Below are 20,099 nucleotides of genomic sequence, written 5' to 3' on the forward strand. Positions count from 1 at the left end.
CCCGCAGCGAGGGCCACCCGCAGGGAACTTCGGTGCCGGTTCCGCCTGCGGCCGCCGGAGGTCTAGCCGGTCCCCCCGCGGGGCATAGGGGCCTGGTACGCAGACGACCGGGAGGGCCGGGTATGTCGGCGCTGGGCCACGTCGAACTCCTCAAGCAGGCGGCACGCCGGTACCAGGAGTCGGGCCGCTACCCGCAGGCCTGCGCGCTGTTCGTCCAGGCGGCGGAGCTCACCGAGTTCCTCGACGCGGACGAAGCCTCCACGTTGTGGAACCACGCCGGGGTCTGCGCCTTCCGGCTCGGGGACGCCGACCGTGCGGTCACCGCCTTCCGCAAGGCTATCGCCCTCACCACCCTGCAGCACCTCGACCGCGGCCGCTGGCTGGCTCGGCTCTACGCCAACCTCACGGCGGCCTGCTACCAGGGCTCGCGCATCCGCGAAGCCTGGGAGGCCGGCCGGCAGGCGCTCCTCCTGGCCGAGGACATCGGCGACCCGCGCCAGGCGGGCAACGCCCTCCTCAACCTGGGGCTGGCCGAGCGCTACCTGGGGATGTTCTCGGACGCCCTGCGCCACTTCGCCCGGGCCCGGGACCGCTACGCCGAAGCCGGCGCTCTCACCCACGTGGCCGACGCCCTCCACAACCTCGGGTGGGTCTACCTGGACCGCCAGGCCTTCGCCGAGGGCGAGGAGGCGCTGGTGGAGGCGCGGGCGCACAAGCGGCGGCTCGGCGAACCCACCGCCCGCATCGACCTGGAGCTGGGCCGGTTGGAGGCGCTGCGCGGCAACTGGCGAGGGGGCCGGTCGACGGCGCTGGCGATCATGGAGTCGCCGGAGGAGATCACCGACCCGATCACCCACGCCCAGGCCCTGCTGCTGGCTGCCGAGACCACCCAGCACGAGAGCCTGCCGACGGCCCTGCACTACGCCGACGTGGGGGTGGACCTGGCCCTCAGCCTGGGGAAGCACCCCATCCTGCTCGACTTCGTGCCCCTGGTCATCCGGCTGCACCACACCGCCGGGCTGGCGCTCAGCGAGCGCGAGCAGGACCTGGCACGGGAGCTCTACCAGCGCCGCAATGGTGTGGACGCCTTCGCCATCAGTGGTGGGGCGCACTCTGACTGAGGAGAGGGGAGAGGGACGATGAAGCGAGCCTGGATCATCCTGGCAGCCCTGCTGCTGGTGGTGATAGTGGTCGGAGTTGCCGCCGGTCCCGCGCTGGCGGGTCGGGACGAGCGGGGAGGCCGCGCTGGCGAGCGTGGGGGTGCCGACGTGGATCGGGGCGGGCAAGGGGGCCCACGGGAAGGGGGTGCAGGGAGTCAGGGACCCTCTGACCCGGTGGTAGAGTAGCCCTCCCGTTCCGGGCTGGAGCCGGATCTAGGCGCCCCGGCAATTGCCGGGGCGCCGGCCTTTTTTCCCTGGGTCGTTCCGACTTGACATACGAACATCAGTTCGTATACTTGCTAGGTGAACTCCACCACGGGACAGGTAGCCATGACCCTTGCCCTGCCGGATGCCCCACTCCTGCCGCCGCCGGCGCGCGGGCTGATCCTCGTGAGGGGGCCGGATGCCTGTCTGACCGTGGGCCTCCTCCTGGCGCTCCGGACGGTAGGGGAAGACCGCACCCTGCTGGTGGTGGACGGCGCCAACGCCTTCGACCCCTACCTGGTGGGCCACCTGGCCCGCCGCCTCCACCGTTCCTCCCGGTGGTTCCTGGAGCGGATCCGCGTCTCCAGGGCCTTCACGGCCTACCAGCTGGAGGCGCTCCTGAAGGAACACCTGCCCAGAATCGCCGCGGCAGGAGGTCCCAGCGCCCTGTTCCTCTCAGGCCCGCTGGACGCCCTCCTGGACGAGAACCTCCACCGCAGCGAGGCGGTGCGGGTCTTCCGCCGGGTGCTGGACGCCTTGGACCGCCTGCTGGCCCTCCCCTGGACGGTGGTGGCGGCCTGCCCGGACCTGGCCACTCCGCCGGGGCGGGAGTGGTTCCTGGGACGCCTGGAGGAGCGGGCGGTGCGGCGAGTCCGGGTGACGGTGGGGGAGGAGGGATGGCGGATCCGTGAGGAGGGGAGCGGGCGGGAAGCCCTCTGGCAGCCGGCCATCCCGGTCCTGCACGCCCGACGGTGGTGGTAGACGGTGGTGGGAGGAGGATCGATGGGACGCACCGTGGCCACGATGACCCAGCTGGTCGACCAGGAGCTGGCCGCCTTCAGCCGGTTCCGCCGGGCCCTCCGGCGGGAAGACCAGGAGGTCCTGGACCGCCTCTTCAGCGCCGCCCGGCACCACGCCGCCGCCGGCGCCTACCAGTCGCACGCCTCCCCTTTCGAGACCATCCTGCTGGCGATGCTCCTCGAGGTGGCGAAGGCCGTGGTGAGCCACGAGCGCCGCCTGGCCGACCTGGCGGAGCTGCTGGCCGCGCACGACAAGGAGGCGGAGGCGCTGCGCCCGCCTGCCGGCGAGCAGGTGGCCCTGCCCATCGGCGCGGACGGGTGAAACGGCGTGACCGGCCGCCGGGCGTTCCGCGGCTGGCTCTTCGACGTCTACCCTGACGCCGCGGGGATGGTGCTGTGGTTCCTCGACGAAGCGGGCCACCCGCACGTCGCCCGGACCCTCTACCGGCCGGCCTTCTACGTGACCGGGCCCCGCGCCCGCCTGGCCCACCTGGGGCCGACGCTCGCCCGGGCCGGGATCGCCGCCGACCTGGAGCCCACCCGGCGCCAGGAGCTCCTCTCCGGGGCGGAGCTCCCTGTGGTGCGGGTGGCCGTCCACCGCCCGCTCCTCCTGCCGCGGGCCGTGGAGGTGGCCGGCCGCCTGCCGGGCCTCACCCTCTTCTCCTGCGACATCGGGCTCCCGCAGCTCTACCTCTACGAGACGCGGCTCTTCCCGCTGGGCCGCTACGAGGTCGAGGTGGCCGACGGCCGCCTGCGGGCGATCCACCCCCTGGACAGCCCCGAGGACCTGGAGTACGCGGTGCCGCCGCTGGTCACCATGCACCTCCGCCTGAGTGGGGACCCGGTCCACCCGGGGCACGGCCGTCCAGGGGAGCTGGAGATCGCCGTCCCGGGCGAGCACGTGGTGGTGAGCGGCGAGCGGCCGGAGGACCTGCTGCACAGCCTCAACCGGATGCTGCAGCGCTACGACCCCGACCTGCTCCTGACCGAGTGGGGGGACGCCTTCCTGCTGCCGCGCCTGCGGCGGCTGAGCCGGGCCATCGGCATCCCCCTGGCGCTCAACCGCGACCCGCACGCCGCCGTGCGCACGCGGCGCGCCCGCTCCTACGTCACCTACGGCCAGACGGTACACACCGCCGGCGCACAGATGCTGGCCGGGCGGTGGCACATCGACCTGCAGAACTCCTTCCTGTTCAGCGAATCCGAGCTGGGGGGCCTGTTGGAGATCGCCCGTCTGGCGCGCCTGCCCGTCCAGTCTCTGGCCCGGACCTCGGTGGGGACGGCCATCTCCTCGATGCAGGTCGACCGGGCGGTGGCGCAGGGCGTGCTCGTCCCCTGGCACAAGCGCGAGCCGGAGGCGTTCAAGACCGCCGCCGAGCTGCTCACCACCGACAAGGGCGGTCTGGCCTACCAGCCGCTCGTGGGCGTCTTCGAGGGGGTGGGCGAGCTGGACTTCGCCTCGATGTACCCGACGATGATGGCGCGCTTTAACCTCTCCCCCGAGACGGTGAACTGCGCCTGCTGCGGGGCGGCGGGGCGCCCCGTGCCGGAGATCGGGCACCGGGTCTGCCGGCGGCGGCAGGGGCTCGTGCCGGCCGTGCTGGAGCCGCTGCTGGCGCGGCGCGCTTACTACAAGCGGCGGCGCGCCGAGACCACCGGTCCCGCGCGGGCGCTGTACGACCAGCGGCAGACGGCCCTGAAGTGGTGCCTGGTCTGCAGCTTCGGTTACCTCGGCTACCGCAACGCCCGCTTCGGGCGGATCGAGGCGCACGAGGCGACGACCGCCTTCGCCCGGGAGATGCTGCTGCGGGCCAAGGAGGTGGCTGAGGCACAAGGCTTCCGCCTGCTCCACGCCCTGGTGGACGCGATGTGGCTGCAGCGTCCCGGGGCCGGTCCCGAGGCGTACGCGGCGCTCGCCCGGGAGGTCGAGCGCGCCACCGGGCTCCCCATCTTCGTCGAGGGGCTCTACCGCTGGATCGCCTTCCTCCCCGCGCGCACCCACCCCGGGGTCGGGGTGCCCAACCGGTACCTGGGGGTCTTCACCGACGGGACCACGAAGGTGCGCGGGATCGAGGTGCGCCGCTCGGACGTCCCCCCGCTGGTCGTCGAGACCCAGGAGGCCCTCCTGCAGGTGCTCGTCCAGGCCCGCGACCTGGCGGAGCTGCGCCGGCTCGTCCCCCGGGCCCTGGCAGTGCTGGCGGAGGCGCTGGTGCAGCTGCGCGAGGGGTCGGTCCCCGCATCCGCCCTGGCCCTCACCACCACCCTCTCCCAGGCACCGGAGGCCTACCGCAGCCACCACCCCGTGGCCCTGGCGGCGCGGGCGCTGGCCCGCAGCCGGGTCCGCCTCCACCCCGGCGAGGCGGTCCGGTACGTCGTGGTAGACCGTCGCGCCCGGATCCCGGAGGAGCGGGTGCGGCCGCTGGCGCTGGTGGGGACGGACTGGAGCCCGGACGTGGAGTACTACGCCGACCTGCTGCTCCGGGCGGCGGAGACGGTGCTGGAGCCGCTCGGCTATGACCGGGCCCGGCTGCGCCGGGAGGTCTGGGCGCCGCTCAGGCGGGATCGCCGAGCGACGGGGTGAGGCCGGGCTGGGTGGGCTCGCCGACCTCCGAGCGCGGGCGCGCCCCGGCCGCACGCTCCTGCAGCAGGAGCTGCAGCTCCCGCGCGTTGCGGGCGGACTGGCCCCGCGCGTGGTTGTTGAACATCAGGTAGAGCCGCCGCACGTCCGCAGCCAGCCGCTCGGCCGTCTCCGCCCAGGGGCGGAGCTCCTCGGGCGTGTACAGGTAGTCGTAGGCCTGCTGGGTGGAGACCCCCTTCTCGGCCAGGGCCGGGTTGCGCCCGTGGAAGCGCACCACCGACCAGTCGGCGGTCACCTCGACCAGCGGCTCGGGGAGGTAGCGCACCGGGGCCATGTCGGCGATGACGTGGGCGAAGCCGTGCTCGCGCAGGTAGCCCAGCAGCATGGCGCGGGCCTTGCCCTGGTACCACTCGCGGTGCCGCACCTCGATCGCCACCGGCCAGTTCTGCAGGTACAGCTCCCAGGCGTCCAGGTAGGTGAAGAGCTCCGGCGTGTAGCCCAACCCCTTGGGGAACTGGAAGAGGACGTAGCCCAGCCGCTCGCGCAACCGCAGGGCGTCGATGAAGGCGGCGAAGTAGTCCCACACGCTGGTGACGATCTCCTCGGGGAGGCGGCTCGGCGCCAGGCGCTTCTCCACCTGGAGCGGCCGCGGCAGCAGCACGAAGATCTCCCGTGGCAGCCGCGCCGGGTCACTGTCGTGCCAGGTGAGCCAGGCGAAGGCCTTGATGTTGAAGAGGAAGGGCTCCGGCACCGTCTCCACCCACTGCACCGCCCGCTCCGCCGGCTGCAGCGCGTGGTAGGTGGCGTCCACCTCCACCGTGGGGAAGACCGAGGCGTAGTACTGCAGCCGGGCGCGCGGCCGGGTCCGCACCGCCTCCGGGTAGAAGTCGCTCTGCACGAAGCTGGGATCGGCCCAGGAGCAGGTCCCGGTGTACACCGCGCAGTCGCCGAGGCGGAGGGGAGAGGCCGGCGCGCCGTCGACCTCGGGGAAGAGCGTCATGTCACCGCCATGGTATAATGCAGCCGGATTGCCGTCCAGGGATGTCCCGGGACGGCCGGACGAGTGGTCGCGCGGACCCGCGTGGGGCCTTCGGCGCCCGGCGGGGTCCTCGGTCCCCGCCGGAGGGACGCCGGTCGCCGCCACGACGTCCGCTTTTTTGCGCCCGGCAGCGGGCCCGCGAGCCGGTCACATGCAGACAAAGGAGCCGGTGACGTGTCCCGGACGTGGCGTCTCCTCATCGTCCTCGCCCTGGCCCTGCTGGCCTTCCAGGTCGCCTTTGCCCCCCTGGAGCTCCAGGGGTACCGCCCGCGCCTGCGCCCGCCGGCGTTGCGCGTGAACCTGGGCCTGGACCTGCAGGGCGGCAGCCGCCTCGTCCTGGAGGCCCGCGACACGCCGCAGGTCCGGGCCACGCCCGAGGTGGTCGACGCGGCCATGCGGCGCATCGAGGCGCGCATCGACCAGCTGGGCGTGGTCGAGCCGACCATCCAGCGCGTGGGTGACCGGCGGATCATCGTCGAGCTGCCGGGGGTCGGGGACCCCGAGCGGGCCATCCGCCTGATCGGCCAGACGGCCCTCCTGGAGTTCGTGGACACCGGTGACCGCTCCCTCCCGGAGGGGGCCCGCTGGAACGCCGCCGGGACGGTGGTGACGCTGCCGGACGGGCGGACCCTGCCGCTGCGCAAGCGGGTCATCCTCACCGGGGCCGACCTGGCCGACGCCCAGGCGGGCTTCGCCGAGGGGCAGGTGGCCACCGGGGAGCCGGTGGTGAACTTCCGGTTCAAGAGCTCGGCCGCCCGCACCTTCGAGGAGCACACGGCGCGGAACATCGGCCGCTACCTCACCATCGTGCTGGACAACCGGGTCATCTCCTCCCCGGTGATCCGCGACCGCATCCCCGGCGGGCAGGGGCAAATCAGCGGCGGGTTCGCCGACATCACCGAGGCGCGCGACCTGGCCGTTCTGTTGCGCGCCGGGGCCCTCCCTGTGCCGGTGGAGGTCGTGGAGCGGCGCACGGTCGGGCCCACGCTGGGGCGGGACTCCCTCGACCTGAGCCTGCGCGCCGGCGCGGTGGCCGTGGTGCTGGTGGTCACCTTCATGGTGGTCCTCTACCGTCTCCCGGGAGCGCTGGCCGACCTGGCCTTGCTGCTCTACGCCCTCTTCCTCTTCGCCGCCCTGACCGCGCTCAACGCCACCATGACCCTGCCGGGGATCGCCGCCTTCGTCATCTCGGTGGGGATGGCCATCGACGCCAACGTTCTGATCTTCGAGCGGGTGAAGGAGGAGCTGCGCAGCGGCAAGACCCTGCGCGCCGCCATCCAGTCGGGGTGGAGCCGGGCCTGGTCGGCCATCCTCGACTCCAACGTCACGACGCTCGTGGGGGCGGCCGTGCTCTTCGCGCTCGGCACCGGCCCGATCAAGGGCTTCGCCACCACGCTCTTCCTGGGCGTGCTCATCAGCATGGTCACCGCCATCCTGGTCACCCGGGTGCTGGTCGACACGGCGGCGCGCCCGCCGCTCGACCGATACCTGCGCTTCGGGCTGTAGGGGAGGACCGTGCGCACCTGGGACCTCATCGGCAACCGGCGCTGGGGCTACCTCCTCTCCGCGCTCGTCATCGTCGCGGGGCTAGTGGGCATCGCCGCCTGGGGGATCGACTTCGGCATCGATTTCACCGGCGGGACCCTGCTCGACCTCCAGCTGGGGCGCGAGGCATCGCTGGCGGAGGTGCGCGCCACCCTGGGTGGGTTCGGGCTGGAGGAGGCGCAGATCCAGAAGGCCGGGGACCGGCCCCGCGAGGTGCTCATCCGCACCCGCGTCCTGGAGGAGGCCGAGGTGGCCCGCCTCCAGCGCGCCTTCTCCGCCCAGTACGGCGGCGCGCAGGTGTTGCGGGCGGAGCGCGTCGGCCCCCGCATCGGCCAGGAGCTGCGGCGGCAGGCGGTGGTGGCGGTCCTGGTCGGGCTGGCCCTGCAGGTCCTCTACATCACCTGGCGCTTCCGGTCGGTGCGCTTCGCCCTGGCCGCCGACGTGGCGCTGGTCCACGACCTGCTCATCGTCCTGGGGCTGTACGCCCTCACGCGCCGCACGGTGGACTCCTCCTTCGTGGCCGTGCTGCTCACGGTGGTGGGCTACTCCATCAACGACACGGTGGTCATCCTGGACCGCATCCGCGAGAACCAGCAGCTGCGCACGCGGGAGCCGTTCCCGCGCCTGGTGAACCGGTCGATCCTGGAGGTGCTGGTCCGCTCGCTGACCACCGGCTTCGGCGCCATCATCGCCCTGCTCATCCTGTACTTCTACGGTGGGCCGACGCTGCGGGACTTCATCTTCGGGCTGGGGGCCGGCGTGGTCACGGGCACGTACTCCTCCATCTTCGTGGCCAGCCCGCTGCTGGTGGAGTGGCACCTGTGGGCGGAGCGGCGGGCCGGGCGGTCTCCGGCGGCCCGGCCCGCCGTGGAGACGCCCCCAGCGGCGAAGGCGGCGGCGGTGGGGGCGGCGCCTGCGCCCGCCCGCCTGCACACGGAACCGGCGCGGCAGCGCCGACGGCGGCGCCGGTGAGGGCATGCCGCCGCGCCGGGACACCGGCCGGGACGCGCCGCCGTGGAGGGAGGTGAGGGCGTGCAGGGTCTGCTGATCGTGGCCCTCCTGCTCATGGTGGCGGTCACGGTCTTCGCCGTGCAGAACCCGCAGCCGGTCGTGCTCACCTTCCTGTTCTGGTCCGCCGGGACCTCGCTGGCCCTGGCCACCATCGTCGCCGCCGTGGTCGGAGGGTTGGTGGTCTACGTCGTCAGCCTGCTGGCGCAGCGCGACCTGCGCCGCCGCCTGCGCGCCGCCGAGGCGCGACTGCGCGAGCTGGAGCGGCGCGAGGGGGAACGCGAGCGCCCCGCCATGGCCGCCCCGGCGGACGAGACCCAGCGCCTGCCCCGCTCCTGACCGGCGTGCCGGCGCTCCGCCCTCCCGCCCGCTGGATCCTCCGGCCGGGAGACCCGGCGGCGGCCGCACGCTTGGCCGAGACCCTCGGCCTGACCCTCCCCACCGCGCGCGTGCTGGTGGCCCGTGGCATCACCGACCCGGCGGCGGCGGAACGGTGGCTGGCCGCTCCGCTCGCGGACCTCGCGCCCCCCGCGGCGCTGCGCGACCTGGAGGTCGCCGCCGCGCGCCTGGCCCGCGCCGTGCGCGCGGGAGAGCGCCTGATCGTCTACGGCGACTACGACGCCGACGGGGTCACCGCCACGGCCATCCTGGTGCGTGGCCTGCACCGTCTGGGTGGCGCGGTCGAGGCCTTCGTCCCCCGACGGGCGGTGGAGGGGTACGGCCTGCACGCCGGGGCCATCGCCCGGCTGGGCGGGCCGGGGGTGCTGGTGGCCGTCGACTGCGGCGTCACCGCGCTGGCCGAGGTGGCGCTGGCCCGCCAGGTAGGGCTCGACGTGATCGTCCTGGACCACCACGAGCCCGGACCCGCCCTCCCCGAGGCGCTGGCGGTGGTCGACCCGAAGCGGCGCGACCAGCCCCCGGTCACCCCGTACGCCGCCTGCGGTCTGGCCTTCCAGGCGGTCCGCGCGGTGGCGCACCTGCTGGGCGCGGACGAACCCTGGGATCTCCTCGACCTGGCCGCGGTGGGGACCATCGCCGACGTCGTGCCTCTGGTGGGAGACAACCGGCTGCTGGCGCGCCACGGCCTGGCCCGGCTGGGGACGGCGCCGACGCTGGGGCTGGCCGCGCTGCTGCGCCAGGCCGGCTTGAGCGCCCCGGTGCGGCCGCGCGACGTAGCCTTCGCGGTGGCCCCGCGGCTCAACGCCGCCGGGCGGCTGGCCGACGCCGCGGTGGCGGTGCGCCTGCTCACCACGGAGGACCCGGAGGAGGCCGCGGCGCTGGCGGCGGCGCTCGACGCTGAAAACCGGCGACGGCAGGAGCTGTGCGACCGCGTCCTGGCCGAGGCGGTGGCGCGGGTCGAGGCGGAAGGGCTGACCCAGGCACCCGCCCTCGTGCTGGCCGCGGATGGGTGGCACCCAGGGGTCGTCGGCATCGTCGCCGCGCACCTGCGCGAGCGGTACCTCCGGCCGGTGGTGATGATTGCGGTGGAGGAGGGCGTAGGACGCGGCTCCGCCCGCAGCGTGGAGGCCCTCTCCATGGTGGAGGCGCTGGGCGCGTGCGCCGACCTCCTGGCCCGCTACGGCGGCCACGCGCTGGCAGCGGGCCTCACCGTGGACGCGGAGCGCATCCCCGCCTTCCGCGAGCGCTTCCTCCGGGAAGCCGGGCGTCGCCTGCGCCCGGAGGACCTCCTGCCCCAGCTCGTCGTCGACGCGGAGGTGGCGCTGGCGGACGTGACCCCGCAGCTGGCGCGCGAGGTGGAGCGCCTCGGCCCCTTCGGCGCCGGCCACCCCGAGCCGCTCTTCGTGGTCCGCGGCGCCCGGCCCCTGGCCACCCGGGTGGTGGGGGAGGGGCACCTGCGCCTCACCCTCACCGACGGCCGCCACGCGGTCGAGGCCATCGGCTTTGCCCGCGGCGATGCCGCCGAGGTGCTGGCCTTCACGGGCACGCCGCTCGACCTGGCCTGCACGGTGGAGGTGGACCGCTGGGGGGAGGAGGAGCGGGCGGCGCTGGTGGTGCGCGACCTGGCCATCCCGGGCCTCGACCTGGAGGCGGTGCTGGCCGACGGCCGGCTGCTCCTGGAGCGCCTCTTCGCCCGGGCCGACGACTACCTGGGGCCGGCGCTGCGGGGGATCGAGGACGCCGGAGCCTTCTACACCAAGGTGGCGGGGGTCACCTTCGAGGGGCGGCAGGCGCTCGTGGCGCAGGTGCGCCCCGGCGAGCCGTTGCGCCTGGTCCGGGAGCCGGCCAACCCGCACGACCCGCACGCCGTGGCGGTCTGCCGTGACGGAGGGGAGCGCCTGGGGTACGTCAGCGCCGCGCTGGCCGCCCGCCTGGCCCCGTCGATAGACGCCGGTGCGCGCTACACTGCCACCGCCGCCCAGCGCACCGGCGGCGGCGACCGGCCCTTCGGCCTCAACATCTACATCCAGCGCGAGGACCCGTCGCCGGCGGACGCACCGCTGTGGAAGGGGTGGGCGGAGCTCGACGAGGGGGCCGTGCTCGAGCAGTTGCGCATCCACCTTCAGGGCGGCCGCCCCTTCCGCGACCTGCAGCGCCAGGTGGTGGCCGCCGCCCTGGCCGGGCGGCCGGCCGTCACGACGCTCGGCCCGGGCCGGCGGGGCGCTCTCACCGCGGTCGCCGCGGCGGCGGCCCTGGCGGCGCGGCAGGGGACGCCTGTCCTGCTGGTGCTGCCGCTGGCCAGCCAGGTAGACGCCTGGGTGGAGATGTACCGGCCGGTGCTGCGCGATGTGGGATTGCGCGTGGACGCGGCGCACGGGGCGCTGTCGTTCCGGGCGCGGCAGCGGCTGGCCCGGGCGCTGGCCCGCGGCACGGCGGAGATCGTGGTGGCGAGCGCCGAGTGGGTCGCCCGGGAGGGAGACCTGCTGCCGCCGCGGGGCGTGGTCCAGGTGGTGGACGACGACGCCGCTGCCCCGCTGCCGCTGTCGCCCGGCAGGGCGTCTCCCCCGGTCCTCACCTTCTGGTGGGCGCAGGCGCCGGTCCCGGGGGGCCCGGAGGCGGTCCTCCTCGACGACGGCTACCGGCGTACCAACCTGCGGCTGGTGGACCGGCGCGGTGCGGACCGGGAGGCGCTGCTGGCTGCCCTCCCGGAGCGGGGAGGGCCGACCGTCGTGGCGGCCGCCACGCCTGAGGAAGCGGTCGCGCTGGCCCGGCGCCTTCGCGAGGCGGGACGGTCCGTCGCCTACGTCCACCCGGGGCTCCCGCCGCGGGTGCGCCGCGTGGTGGCCCAGCTCTTCCAGGATGGCAAGGTGGCCGTGCTCGTGGCCGCGGGACTTGCGGAAGCGCTTGCCCCCGCCGACGTCCGCCAGGTCGTCGTGGCTACCCTCCCCTTCACCCGCGCGGGCCTCGCCGAGGCGGCCGCGCTCGCCGGTCTCGACGGCGGTGTGGCCACCGTCGTCTTGGCCTACCACCTCGACGACGCCGCCCGGCGGCGCGCGCAGCTCGAGACGCGCTTCCCCTCCCGCGCCCGCCTGGCCACCGCCTACCGGGTCCTGCGCGACCTCCCCGGCCCGCTGCGCTGGCCGGACGAGGGGGTCGCGGCGGCGTTCCAGGCGGCCGGGTTCGACCTGCCCGCCGTGGAGGCGGCGCTCGAGACCCTGGTCGAGGCGGGCGTGGTGCAGCGGGAAGTGGTGGAGGGGCGGTGGCTGCTCGAGCCCGGCAACGGCGGCCGGCGCGACCTGCTGACCTCGGCGCGCCACGCGGAGGGCGAGCGCGAGCGGCACGCCCTGGAGCAGCTGCTGGCCGAGGCTTTCGGTCCGGCCTCCTCGCTGCTGCGCCGGGTGGTGGGCCCGGTCCCTCCGGCCGACAAACCCTCCTGACGGGATTCCCTCCGGTCGAGGCCCGTCCGGCCTTTCAGCCTCTCCGCCCTAAACCCTGCCCGTCCCTCGGACGTCTCGGACAGGGAGGTCGGGCCGGTACACGACGGAGGAGAGCGGTGGGTTGGCGTCTGACGGCGGACGGCATTCGCACCGGTCTGCTGGTGATGGCCACGCTGATGGCGGGCGGCTGCGGGAGCGCCGGCGCGCTCCCGCAGCCGCCAGGGGATCCCGTCTGGGGGGTCTCCACCGGCGCCGGCTTCCCGGCTCCGGTGACCCCCCAGGCGTTCCAGCTGGCCAGTCAGGCCGGCATCGGGTACGTGCGCTTCGCCGTCGGGCAGAGCCGCGTCCAGCCCACCGGGCCGGTGGACTGGAACGACGCCATCTGGACGCAGGTGGTCTCAGAGGCTGCCGGCCTGGGGCTGCGGCTGCTCGTGCAGCTGGGCTGGCCGCCGGCGTGGAACTCCTCCGCGCCGCCGGGCACTCCCGCAGAAGAGGTGATCTTCTACCCGCCCCGGGACGAGCGGGCCTGGCGGGAGTTCGTGGCCCGCTTCGTCGGGCAATACCCGCAGGTGCTGGACTGGGAGGTCTGGAACGAGCCGGACCTGCTGGGCGCCTGGCGGGGCACGCCGCAGCAGTACGCCTACTGGCTCCAGGTGACCGCCCAGGCCGTCCGCAGCGCCAACCCGCGCGCCCGGGTGGTGCTGGGCGGGCTGGCCCTGGGCGGCAGGCTGCTCGACCCGGACTTCCTGGAAGACATCCTGAGCGACCCGCAGTACCCGGCGGGGCCGAACTTCGACGTGATGACCGCCCACGTCTACCGCCCGGAGTGGATGCAGGCGAAGATGGACTACGTGCGGTCCACCCTGACCCGCTTCGGGGTCGGAGACAGGCCGATCTGGGTCACGGAGACCGACTACCCCAGCGACCCGGCCGAGCAGGCCGCCAAGGGGTTCACCGACCCGCGCTACCAGGGACCGCAAGGCCAGGCGCAGTGGCTGCGGGACCACCTGCCGGTCCTGCGCTCGCTGGGGGCGGCCAAGGTCTTCTGGTTCAAGCTGCACGACTCCGACGCCAACCCGGAGGCGCGCAGCTACGGCGTCCTGGACGGGGCGGCCCGGCCCAAGCCCGCCTACGACGCCTATCGGGAGCTGATCCAGACCACGCCCTGAGGCCCTTGCCGTCGCGCAGACGGCCCGTTCGTGTTACCCTAAGAGGAAAGCCTTGTCGGCCCCCGGCCGGCCACCGTCGAGGGCCCGCAGCGGCGACAGCGCCGGCCGCCGGTGACCACGGTGAAGTGGCTCGAGCAGCGCCGCCATCAGAGCGCGTTTCAGGACCTGCCCCGGGACGTGCAGGAGCTCATCGCCCGGGTCCGGGCGCACTTCCCCCGCGCCGACCTGGACGTCCTGCGCGACGCCTACCTCTTCGCTGAGGAGGCCCACCGCGGCCAGACCCGCGCCTCCGGCGAACCCTACGTCCAGCACTCCCTGGCCGTGGCCCGCATCCTGGCCGACCTGCGGCTGGACCCGGTGACCCTCGCCGCGGCGTTGCTGCACGACGTGGCCGAGGACACGGGGGTCACCCTCCAGCAGGTGGAGGAGCGCTTCGGCGCGGAGATCGCCGGGCTGGTCGACGGCGTCACCAAGCTGGGCCGCATCCAGTGGCAGACGCGCGAGGAGCGGCAGGCGGAGAGCCTGCGCAAGATGTTCCTCGCCATGGCCAACGACATCCGCATCGTGCTCATCAAGCTGGCCGACCGGCTGCACAACATGCGCACCCTGGCCCCCCTGCCCGAGTGGAAGCGCAAGCGCACCGCCCAGGAGACCCTGGACATCTACGCACCGCTGGCCGAGCGGCTGGGCATCGGGCAGCTCCAGTCGGAGCTGGAGGACCTGGCCTTCCGCGAGCTCAACCCCGAGGCCTACCAGGACATCGCCACCCAGCTGGCCCAGGCGGAGGAGCAGCGCACGGCCTTCCTCGACCGGGTGATCGACGTGCTGCACCGGGAGCTCAACCGCGCGGGGATCCGGGTGGAGCGCTACAGCATCAGCGCCCGGCCGAAGCACATCTACTCCATCTGGCGGAAGATGCAGCGGCCCAAGTATGCGGGGGCCTCGGTGGCCCGCATCTACGACCGGCTGGGCGTGCGCATCATCGTCGACACGGTGCCGGAGTGCTACGCGGCGCTGGGCGTGGTCCACTCGCTGTGGCGGCCCATCCCCGGCGAGTTCGACGACTACATCGCCAACCCGAAGACCACCGGCTACCAGTCCCTGCACACCGCGGTCCTCTACGAGGGGGAGCCGCTGGAGATCCAGATCCGCACCGCCCAGATGCACCACGAGGCGGAGTACGGCATCGCCGCCCACTGGAAGTACAAGGAGGGGAAGCCGGCCGAGCGCGCCCTGGAGCAGAAGCTCTCCTGGCTGCGCCAGCTCCTGGAGTGGCACCAGGAGGTGCAGGACGCCCGCGCCTTCGTCCAGTCGGTGCGGCTCGACCTCTTCCAGAACGAGGTCTTCGTCTTCACCCCCAAGGGCGACGTGGTCGACCTGCCGGCCGGCGCCACCCCCATCGACTTCGCCTACCGCATCCACACCGAGGTGGGGCACCGGGCCACCGGCGCCCGGGTGAACGGGCGGCTCGTCCCTCTCTCCTACCGGCTGCGCACGGGGGACATCGTCGAGATCATCACCAGTAAGACCGCCAGCGGACCCAGCCGCGACTGGCTGACCTTCGTCGCCACCAGCAACGCCCGCACGAAGATCAAGCAGTGGTTCAAGCGGGAGCGGCGCGAGGAGAACATCCAGCGGGGGCGGGAGCTGCTGGAGAAGGAGCTGCGGCGCACCGGCGGAGGGGTGGCGGCCCTGCGGACGGAGCGCCTGCGGGAGGTGGCCCGCACCCTCGGGCTGCCCTCGGAGGAGGAGCTCCTGGCGGCGGTGGGCAACGGCGACGTCTCGATCCTCTCCGTCGTCCAGGCGCTGCGGGGAGAGACCCCGGCGGCGGCCGAGCCGGCGCCGCCCGACGGCGCCGCCCCTCCGGCGGCCCGGGGGGCGCGGGGGGGCGTGCGCGTGCGCGGCGTCGACAACGCGCTCGTGCGCTTCTCCCGCTGCTGCACCCCGCTGCCGGGGGACCGCATCGTCGGGTACGTGACGCGCGGGCGCGGGGTCGCCGTCCACCGGGCCGACTGCCCGAACATGGCCTTCCTGCGCAGCCACCCCGAGCGCCTCCTGGAGGTGGAGTGGGAGAGCCTGCAGAACGGCAGCTACCCGGTCGAGGTGGAGGTGGAGGCCTTCGACCGGGTGGGCCTGCTCAAGGACGTGCTGGCGGCCATCGCCGAGTCCCGCACCAATGTCGTCTCGGTGAACGCGCGGGTGCGCAAGGACAAGGTGGCCATCGTGAACATTGTGCTGGACGTGCACAACCTGGAGCAGCTCCGCTCCGTGGTCCAGAGGGTCAGCCAGGTCAGCGATGTCTTCAATGTCGAGCGGGTCCTCCCGGAGTAGGGAGCGGCCCGCGGTGCGGGGGCGCCCCGGCCGGCGGCCCGCGGGGGCGGCCGGCGGCCGCGCGGCGGCCGCGGTGGTGCGCCGCCAGGTGGAGGCGCTCAACCGCCGCGACCTGGAGGCCCTCGTGGCGCTCTACGCCGAGGACGCGGTGCTGGAGTTTCCCTCGAGCCCGGCCGTGCGCGGCCGCGAGCACATCCGGCGGGCTTTCGAGGGCTTCTTCCGCGAGTGGGAGGAGGTGGTGACGCTGGACGCGCTCCTGGTGGACGGGGACCGGGTCTCCGCCGAGGGGACGGTGACGGGGCGCCACCGCACCATCCACCTGCGCCTCCCGGGCCGCGTCCCCGCCGCCCCGCGCGCCTACCGCCACCCCTTCGCGGCCTTCTGGGAGGTGCGGGACGGGCGGATCACCCGCCACCGCGTCTATTACGACGCCCGCGAGCTGGTCCGCCAGCTCCTCCACGGGTAGGGCGGGCGCCGCAGGGGAGGGAGCGGATGTCCCTCGGCGAGGGGCCCCGGACGCGGGGCCGCACCGCGCAGCGCGTCAGCCTGTTCACCGAGTCGGTCATCCGGGAGATGACCCGGGTGGCCACCCTCCACGGGGCCATCAACCTGGCCCAGGGGTTCCCCGACTTCGACCCGCCCGCCGAGCTCCTGGAGGCGGCCGTGGCGGCGCTGCGGGAGGGCTACAACCAGTACGCCATCACCTGGGGCTCGCCGCGCCTGCGGGCGGCCATCGCCGAGAAGTTCGCCTGGTACAACAGCGTGGAGGTGGACCCCGACCGCCACGTCACCGTGACCTGCGGCGCCACCGAGGCGATGATGGCGGCGCTGCTGGCGGTGGTCGACCCCGGGGACGAGGTGGTCGTCTTCGAGCCCTTCTACGAGAACTACGGGCCCGACGCGCTGCTGTCGGGAGCGGTGCCGCGGTACGTGCGGCTGGACCTGGACCGGCCGGGCATCCCCTTCGACCCGGACGAGCTCCGCGCTGCCGTCACCCGGCGCACCCGCGCCATCATCGTGAACACGCCGCACAACCCCAGCGGCAAGGTCTTCACCCGCCCGGAGCTCGAGCTCATCGCCGACCTGTGCCGCACCGTCGACGCCTTCGCCATCACCGACGAGGTCTACGAGCACCTCCTCTACGACGGCGCCGCGCACTGCTCGCTGGCGGCGCTGCCGGGCATGGCCGAGCGCACCATCACGGTGAACAGCCTCTCCAAGACCTACAGCGTCACCGGATGGCGGGTGGGGTGGTGCATCGTCCGCGACGCCGCGGTGACCGACGGCATCCGGCGGGCGCACGACTTCCTCACCGTGGGGGCGGCGGCGCCGCTGCAGGAGGCGGGGGCGGTGGCACTGCGCTTCCCGCGCTCCTACTACGCGGAGCTGGCCGCCGCCTACCAGGCCCGGCGCGACCGCCTGGTGGCGATCCTGCGGCAGGCCGGCTTTCGTCCCGTGGTCCCGCAGGGCGCCTACTACGTGATGGCCGACTTCACGGCGCTCGGCGGCGAGGACGACGTGGCCTTCGCCCACCGGCTGGCCGCCGAGGGCGGGGTGGCGACGGTGCCTGGCTCCTCCTTCTTCCACGACCCCGCGCTGGGGCGCCGGTACGTGCGCTTCGCCTTCCCCAAGCGCGCGGAGACGCTGGAGGCGGTGGCGACGCGGCTCGGGCAGGTGCGGGAGCGGGTCGGCGGCTGATGCGCCTGGTCGTCCAGCGCGTGCGCCGGGCGGCGGTGCGCGTGGACGGGGCGGTGGTGGGGGAGATCGGCCGCGGGGTCGTCGCGTTCGTGGGGGTGCGCCGCGGCGACACAGCGGCGGTGGCGCGCGAGCTGGCGGCCAAGCTCGTCCACCTGCGCATCTTCGAGGACGACGCCGGGAAGATGAACCGCTCCCTGCTGGAGGTGGGGGGCGCGGTGCTGAGCGTCTCCCAGTTCACCCTCTACGCCGACACCACCCGCGGGCGGCGGCCGTCCTTCCTCGAGGCGGCCGAGCCCGCCGCCGCCGAGGCGCTCTACGAGGTCTTCAACGACGCCCTGCGCGCGCACGGTGTCCCCGTGGCCACGGGGCGGTTTGGGGCGGTGATGCTGGTGGAGATCCACAACGAGGGGCCGGTGACGATCCTGCTAGAGCGCGAGGCGGGGGGCGGGCCCGCCGGCTAGGCGGTCAGCACCAGCCCTCGGTCGATCGCCTCGGCCACCTCGGAGAGGTCCTTCACGGTGTCGACGCCGCGCCAGAAGGCTCGCGCACGGAAGGCGCCCAGGCGGCGCTGCGCGCTGAGCTGCGGGAAGGTGGTGACCTCGTGGTCCCCGCGGTCGGGCAGGAGCGGGATCACCTCCGGGGTGAGGATGTAGATGCCGGCGTTGATCCAGTAGGGCAGCTGCGGCTTCTCCCGGAAGCCGGCCACCCGCTCCTCCCCGTCCACCTCGACGATGCCGTAGGGGCTGACGAAGGGGACGACGACGACGGTGGCCGGCAGCCCCGCCCGGCGGTGGGCGGCGACGGCGTCGGCCAGGCGCAGGTCGGTGATGACGTCGCCGTTGGTGGCCACGCACGGTTCGTCCGGCCCGAGCGGCAGGCGGCCCAGGCCGTGCTTGAGCCCGCCGCCGCGGCCCAGCGGTTCCGCCTCCACCGCGTACTCGAGGGCCACGCCCACGCGCCCGCCGTCCCCGAAGTACTCCTGGATCACCTCGTGCCGGTAGCCGCAGGCGATGACGGCGCGGTCGACCCCCTCGCGGCGCAGCCAGCGCAGCTGGTACTCCAGCAGCGGGACGCCGCGGATCTCCACCATGGCCTTGGGGCGGTCCTGCGTGAAGGGGCGCAGCCGCTCGCCCTTGCCGCCCGCGAGGATCACGGCCTGCATGCGCGTCCTCCGGTCCGCTGACGTCCGGTGGCGCACCGCCCGCGGCGGCCACCGGCGGCGAGGGCCTCAGGCGGCGAGGCCTCAGCCGCTCTGATTCTACCGGGGCGCCTCCACACCCTACCCGCCGTCGGGTAGCATGCTCCGCAGATGGGACGCGCCACGCTCCTCTGGGTGCCGGCGCCGGTCCGCCCCACCGTGCGCGTCGACCTGGCGGCGGCCATCCTCTACGGCCTCTTCGGCGGGCTGACCCTGCCGTTCGTCGCCGTCATGGGGCGGCGGCTCGGCGCCTCGGCGCTGCAGGTCTCCCTCCTCGTGGCCGCCCCGGCGGCGGTGATGCTGGCCTCCCTCGGCTGGGTGAACCTCATCCGGCGTGCGCCGGCGGTCCGGCTGGTGGTCTGGGCGCACGCGCTGGGGCGGGCGGTCCTCCTGGCCATGCCGCTGGTGCACGCGCCGGCCCCCTACGTGGCGCTGGTGCTCCTCTACCATGCGCTTGCCTCGGTGGGCGGCCTGGGGTACGCCCAGGTGGTGCGCGAGGCGTATCCGGCGGAGGTGCGTGCGCGCATCCTGGGGCTCGTGCGGGTGTGGATGGCCCTCGCCTGGGTCGTCGCCGCGACCGTGGGCGGACGCGTCATGCAGGCCGTGCCCTTCCAGTGGATCTTCGCCGCCGCCGCCCTCTTCGGTGTCGCCTCCGGGCTGGTCTTCGGCCGGATCCGCCTGGGGGCTCCCCACACGGTCGAGCCGCCGGTCGCCGTGCGCGCCGTCCCCGACCTCCTGCGCCGCGACCCGGCCTACCGCCGCTTCCTGGCCGGGTTCTTCGTCTTCGGGTTCGGCGCGTGGCTGGCCGCCCCGGCCATCCCCATCCTGCTGGTGGACCGGCTGCGGGCCTCGGCCTTCCAGGTGGGCCTGCTGGGCGCGGTCACCTCGGCCGCGTGGGTGGCCGCCTACGCCCTCTGGGGGCGGGTGCTCGACCGCCGGCCGGTGCCGGTGGCGCTCGCGGGCATCTTCCTCATCGGCGCCCTGGCCCCCGTGGTCTACCTGCTGGCCCGGAACCCCTGGGTGGTGCTGGTCGCCGGCGCCGCCGACGGGGTGGCCTCGGCCGGGCTGGACCTGGGGTGGCTGAGCGCGGTGCTGCGCCACGCCCCGACCGACCAGGTGCGGACCTACGTGGCGATCTACAACACGCTGCTGGGGGTCCGCGGGGTGGCGGCACCGCTTCTGGCCGGGGCGCTGCTGCCCCGGGCGGGGACGGCATTGGTGCTGCTGGCGGCGGTGGGCCTCATGGGCTTCGGCGCCCTCATCATGCGTGGCGCATCCCGGTGAGCAGGACCCGACCACCCTAAACGCCGCCTTGACCCCCTGCAACCGGCCTCCCTACAATGAGCCAAACGCGATGCGGGGGAGGAGTAGGCGACGCTCCCCATGGAGAGAGGCGGTGCCGGCCGGCGCCATGGGCGGCGGCTGGGGTGGGATGCACCGCCGGGGTCCGCGCCGTTGAAGACGCCCCCAAGCGGCGGGTGGACACCGCCCGCCGGGCGCCGCCCGTGACCGCGGCCTGAGCGCGCCGTCGGC

Annotated in this window: 16 protein-coding genes; 14 read left to right on the plus strand and 2 right to left on the minus strand. The window is 74.3% G+C overall.

Annotated elements, in window-relative coordinates:
- Positions 1–122 precede the first annotated feature (122 nt).
- The 4 genes from RB146_09220 (at position 123) to RB146_09235 (ending at position 4,745) form a co-directional block, all read left to right on the plus strand.
- Positions 123–1,121 (plus strand): tetratricopeptide repeat protein, encoded by a 999-nt coding sequence (locus RB146_09220; GenBank protein MDQ7829158.1) that lies wholly within the window; start codon positions 123–125, stop codon positions 1,119–1,121.
- 369 nt (positions 1,122–1,490) lie between these two features.
- Positions 1,491–2,126 (plus strand): hypothetical protein, encoded by a 636-nt coding sequence (locus RB146_09225; protein MDQ7829159.1) that lies wholly within the window; start codon positions 1,491–1,493, stop codon positions 2,124–2,126.
- Positions 2,127–2,147: 21 nt separating this feature from the next.
- Positions 2,148–2,486, plus strand: a complete 339-nt coding sequence (locus tag RB146_09230) for a hypothetical protein (GenBank protein MDQ7829160.1) — start codon at positions 2,148–2,150, stop codon at positions 2,484–2,486.
- A 6-nt stretch (positions 2,487–2,492) separates the two neighbouring features.
- A complete protein-coding gene (locus RB146_09235; GenBank protein ID MDQ7829161.1) occupies positions 2,493–4,745 on the plus strand; it encodes a DNA polymerase domain-containing protein in 2,253 nt (750 codons plus the stop codon).
- On the opposite strand, the gene RB146_09240 is transcribed toward RB146_09235, so the two are convergent.
- Positions 4,717–5,742: a DUF72 domain-containing protein gene (locus RB146_09240; protein ID MDQ7829162.1), complete on the minus strand. Its 1,026-nt coding sequence runs from the start codon at positions 5,740–5,742 to the stop codon at positions 4,717–4,719. The genes RB146_09235 and RB146_09240 overlap by 29 nt on opposite strands.
- Before the next feature lie 213 nt (positions 5,743–5,955).
- Here RB146_09240 and secD point away from each other — a divergent pair, with 213 nt between their 5' ends.
- The 9 genes from secD to dtd all read left to right on the plus strand — a co-directional run bounded on the left by secD (position 5,956) and on the right by dtd (position 17,829).
- Positions 5,956–7,287 carry a protein translocase subunit SecD gene (gene secD / locus RB146_09245; GenBank protein MDQ7829163.1) on the plus strand — a complete coding sequence of 444 codons (1,332 nt, stop codon included), beginning with the start codon at positions 5,956–5,958 and terminating at the stop codon, positions 7,285–7,287.
- Positions 7,288–7,296: 9 nt separating this feature from the next.
- Positions 7,297–8,298 (plus strand): protein translocase subunit SecF, encoded by a 1,002-nt coding sequence (secF, locus tag RB146_09250; GenBank protein ID MDQ7829164.1) that lies wholly within the window; start codon positions 7,297–7,299, stop codon positions 8,296–8,298.
- Positions 8,299–8,358: 60 nt separating this feature from the next.
- Positions 8,359–8,673 (plus strand): lipopolysaccharide assembly protein LapA domain-containing protein, encoded by a 315-nt coding sequence (locus RB146_09255; GenBank protein ID MDQ7829165.1) that lies wholly within the window; start codon positions 8,359–8,361, stop codon positions 8,671–8,673.
- Positions 8,674–8,744: 71 nt separating this feature from the next.
- Positions 8,745–12,170: a single-stranded-DNA-specific exonuclease RecJ gene (gene recJ / locus RB146_09260; GenBank protein ID MDQ7829166.1), complete on the plus strand. Its 3,426-nt coding sequence runs from the start codon at positions 8,745–8,747 to the stop codon at positions 12,168–12,170.
- Positions 12,171–12,286: 116 nt separating this feature from the next.
- Positions 12,287–13,339: a cellulase family glycosylhydrolase gene (locus RB146_09265; protein ID MDQ7829167.1), complete on the plus strand. Its 1,053-nt coding sequence runs from the start codon at positions 12,287–12,289 to the stop codon at positions 13,337–13,339.
- A 111-nt stretch (positions 13,340–13,450) separates the two neighbouring features.
- Positions 13,451–15,670, plus strand: a complete 2,220-nt coding sequence (locus RB146_09270; protein MDQ7829168.1) for a bifunctional (p)ppGpp synthetase/guanosine-3',5'-bis(diphosphate) 3'-pyrophosphohydrolase — start codon at positions 13,451–13,453, stop codon at positions 15,668–15,670.
- A gap of 13 nt (positions 15,671–15,683) precedes the next feature.
- Positions 15,684–16,136, plus strand: a complete 453-nt coding sequence (locus RB146_09275) for a nuclear transport factor 2 family protein (protein ID MDQ7829169.1) — start codon at positions 15,684–15,686, stop codon at positions 16,134–16,136.
- A 26-nt stretch (positions 16,137–16,162) separates the two neighbouring features.
- Positions 16,163–17,368, plus strand: coding sequence for an aminotransferase class I/II-fold pyridoxal phosphate-dependent enzyme (locus RB146_09280; GenBank protein ID MDQ7829170.1), 1,206 nt, complete (start codon positions 16,163–16,165; stop codon positions 17,366–17,368).
- Positions 17,368–17,829, plus strand: a complete 462-nt coding sequence (gene dtd / locus RB146_09285) for a D-aminoacyl-tRNA deacylase (GenBank protein MDQ7829171.1) — start codon at positions 17,368–17,370, stop codon at positions 17,827–17,829. Before RB146_09280 ends, dtd begins: the two co-directional genes overlap by 1 nt.
- On the opposite strand, the gene RB146_09290 is transcribed toward dtd, so the two are convergent.
- Entirely contained in the window at positions 17,826–18,530 is a 705-nt protein-coding gene (locus tag RB146_09290; GenBank protein MDQ7829172.1) for a nucleotidyltransferase family protein, read from the minus strand. The two genes, dtd and RB146_09290, sit on opposite strands and share 4 nt — an antisense overlap.
- Positions 18,531–18,677: 147 nt before the next feature.
- Here RB146_09290 and RB146_09295 point away from each other — a divergent pair, with 147 nt between their 5' ends.
- Positions 18,678–19,850 carry an MFS transporter gene (locus RB146_09295; protein ID MDQ7829173.1) on the plus strand — a complete coding sequence of 391 codons (1,173 nt, stop codon included), beginning with the start codon at positions 18,678–18,680 and terminating at the stop codon, positions 19,848–19,850.
- Positions 19,851–20,099 lie beyond the last annotated feature (249 nt).

This window comes from Armatimonadota bacterium (genome assembly GCA_031081585.1).
Classification (GTDB): Bacteria; Sysuimicrobiota; Sysuimicrobiia; order Sysuimicrobiales; family Humicultoraceae; genus Geohabitans; species Geohabitans tengchongensis.

What these genes read in the sequence shown, in the direction of transcription:
- RB146_09220 (MDQ7829158.1), top strand. Translation starts at nt 123, where the DNA reads ATGTCGGCGCTGGGCCACGTCGAACTCCTCAAGCAGGCGGCACGCCGG.
- RB146_09225 (MDQ7829159.1), top strand. Translation starts at nt 1,491, where the DNA reads ATGACCCTTGCCCTGCCGGATGCCCCACTCCTGCCGCCGCCGGCGCGC.
- RB146_09230 (MDQ7829160.1), top strand. Translation starts at nt 2,148, where the DNA reads ATGGGACGCACCGTGGCCACGATGACCCAGCTGGTCGACCAGGAGCTG.
- RB146_09240 (MDQ7829162.1), bottom strand. Translation starts at nt 5,742, where the DNA reads ATGACGCTCTTCCCCGAGGTCGACGGCGCGCCGGCCTCTCCCCTCCGC.
- RB146_09280 (MDQ7829170.1), top strand. Translation starts at nt 16,163, where the DNA reads ATGTCCCTCGGCGAGGGGCCCCGGACGCGGGGCCGCACCGCGCAGCGC.
- dtd (MDQ7829171.1), top strand. Translation starts at nt 17,368, where the DNA reads ATGCGCCTGGTCGTCCAGCGCGTGCGCCGGGCGGCGGTGCGCGTGGAC.
- RB146_09290 (MDQ7829172.1), bottom strand. Translation starts at nt 18,530, where the DNA reads ATGCAGGCCGTGATCCTCGCGGGCGGCAAGGGCGAGCGGCTGCGCCCC.
- RB146_09295 (MDQ7829173.1), top strand. Translation starts at nt 18,678, where the DNA reads ATGGGACGCGCCACGCTCCTCTGGGTGCCGGCGCCGGTCCGCCCCACC.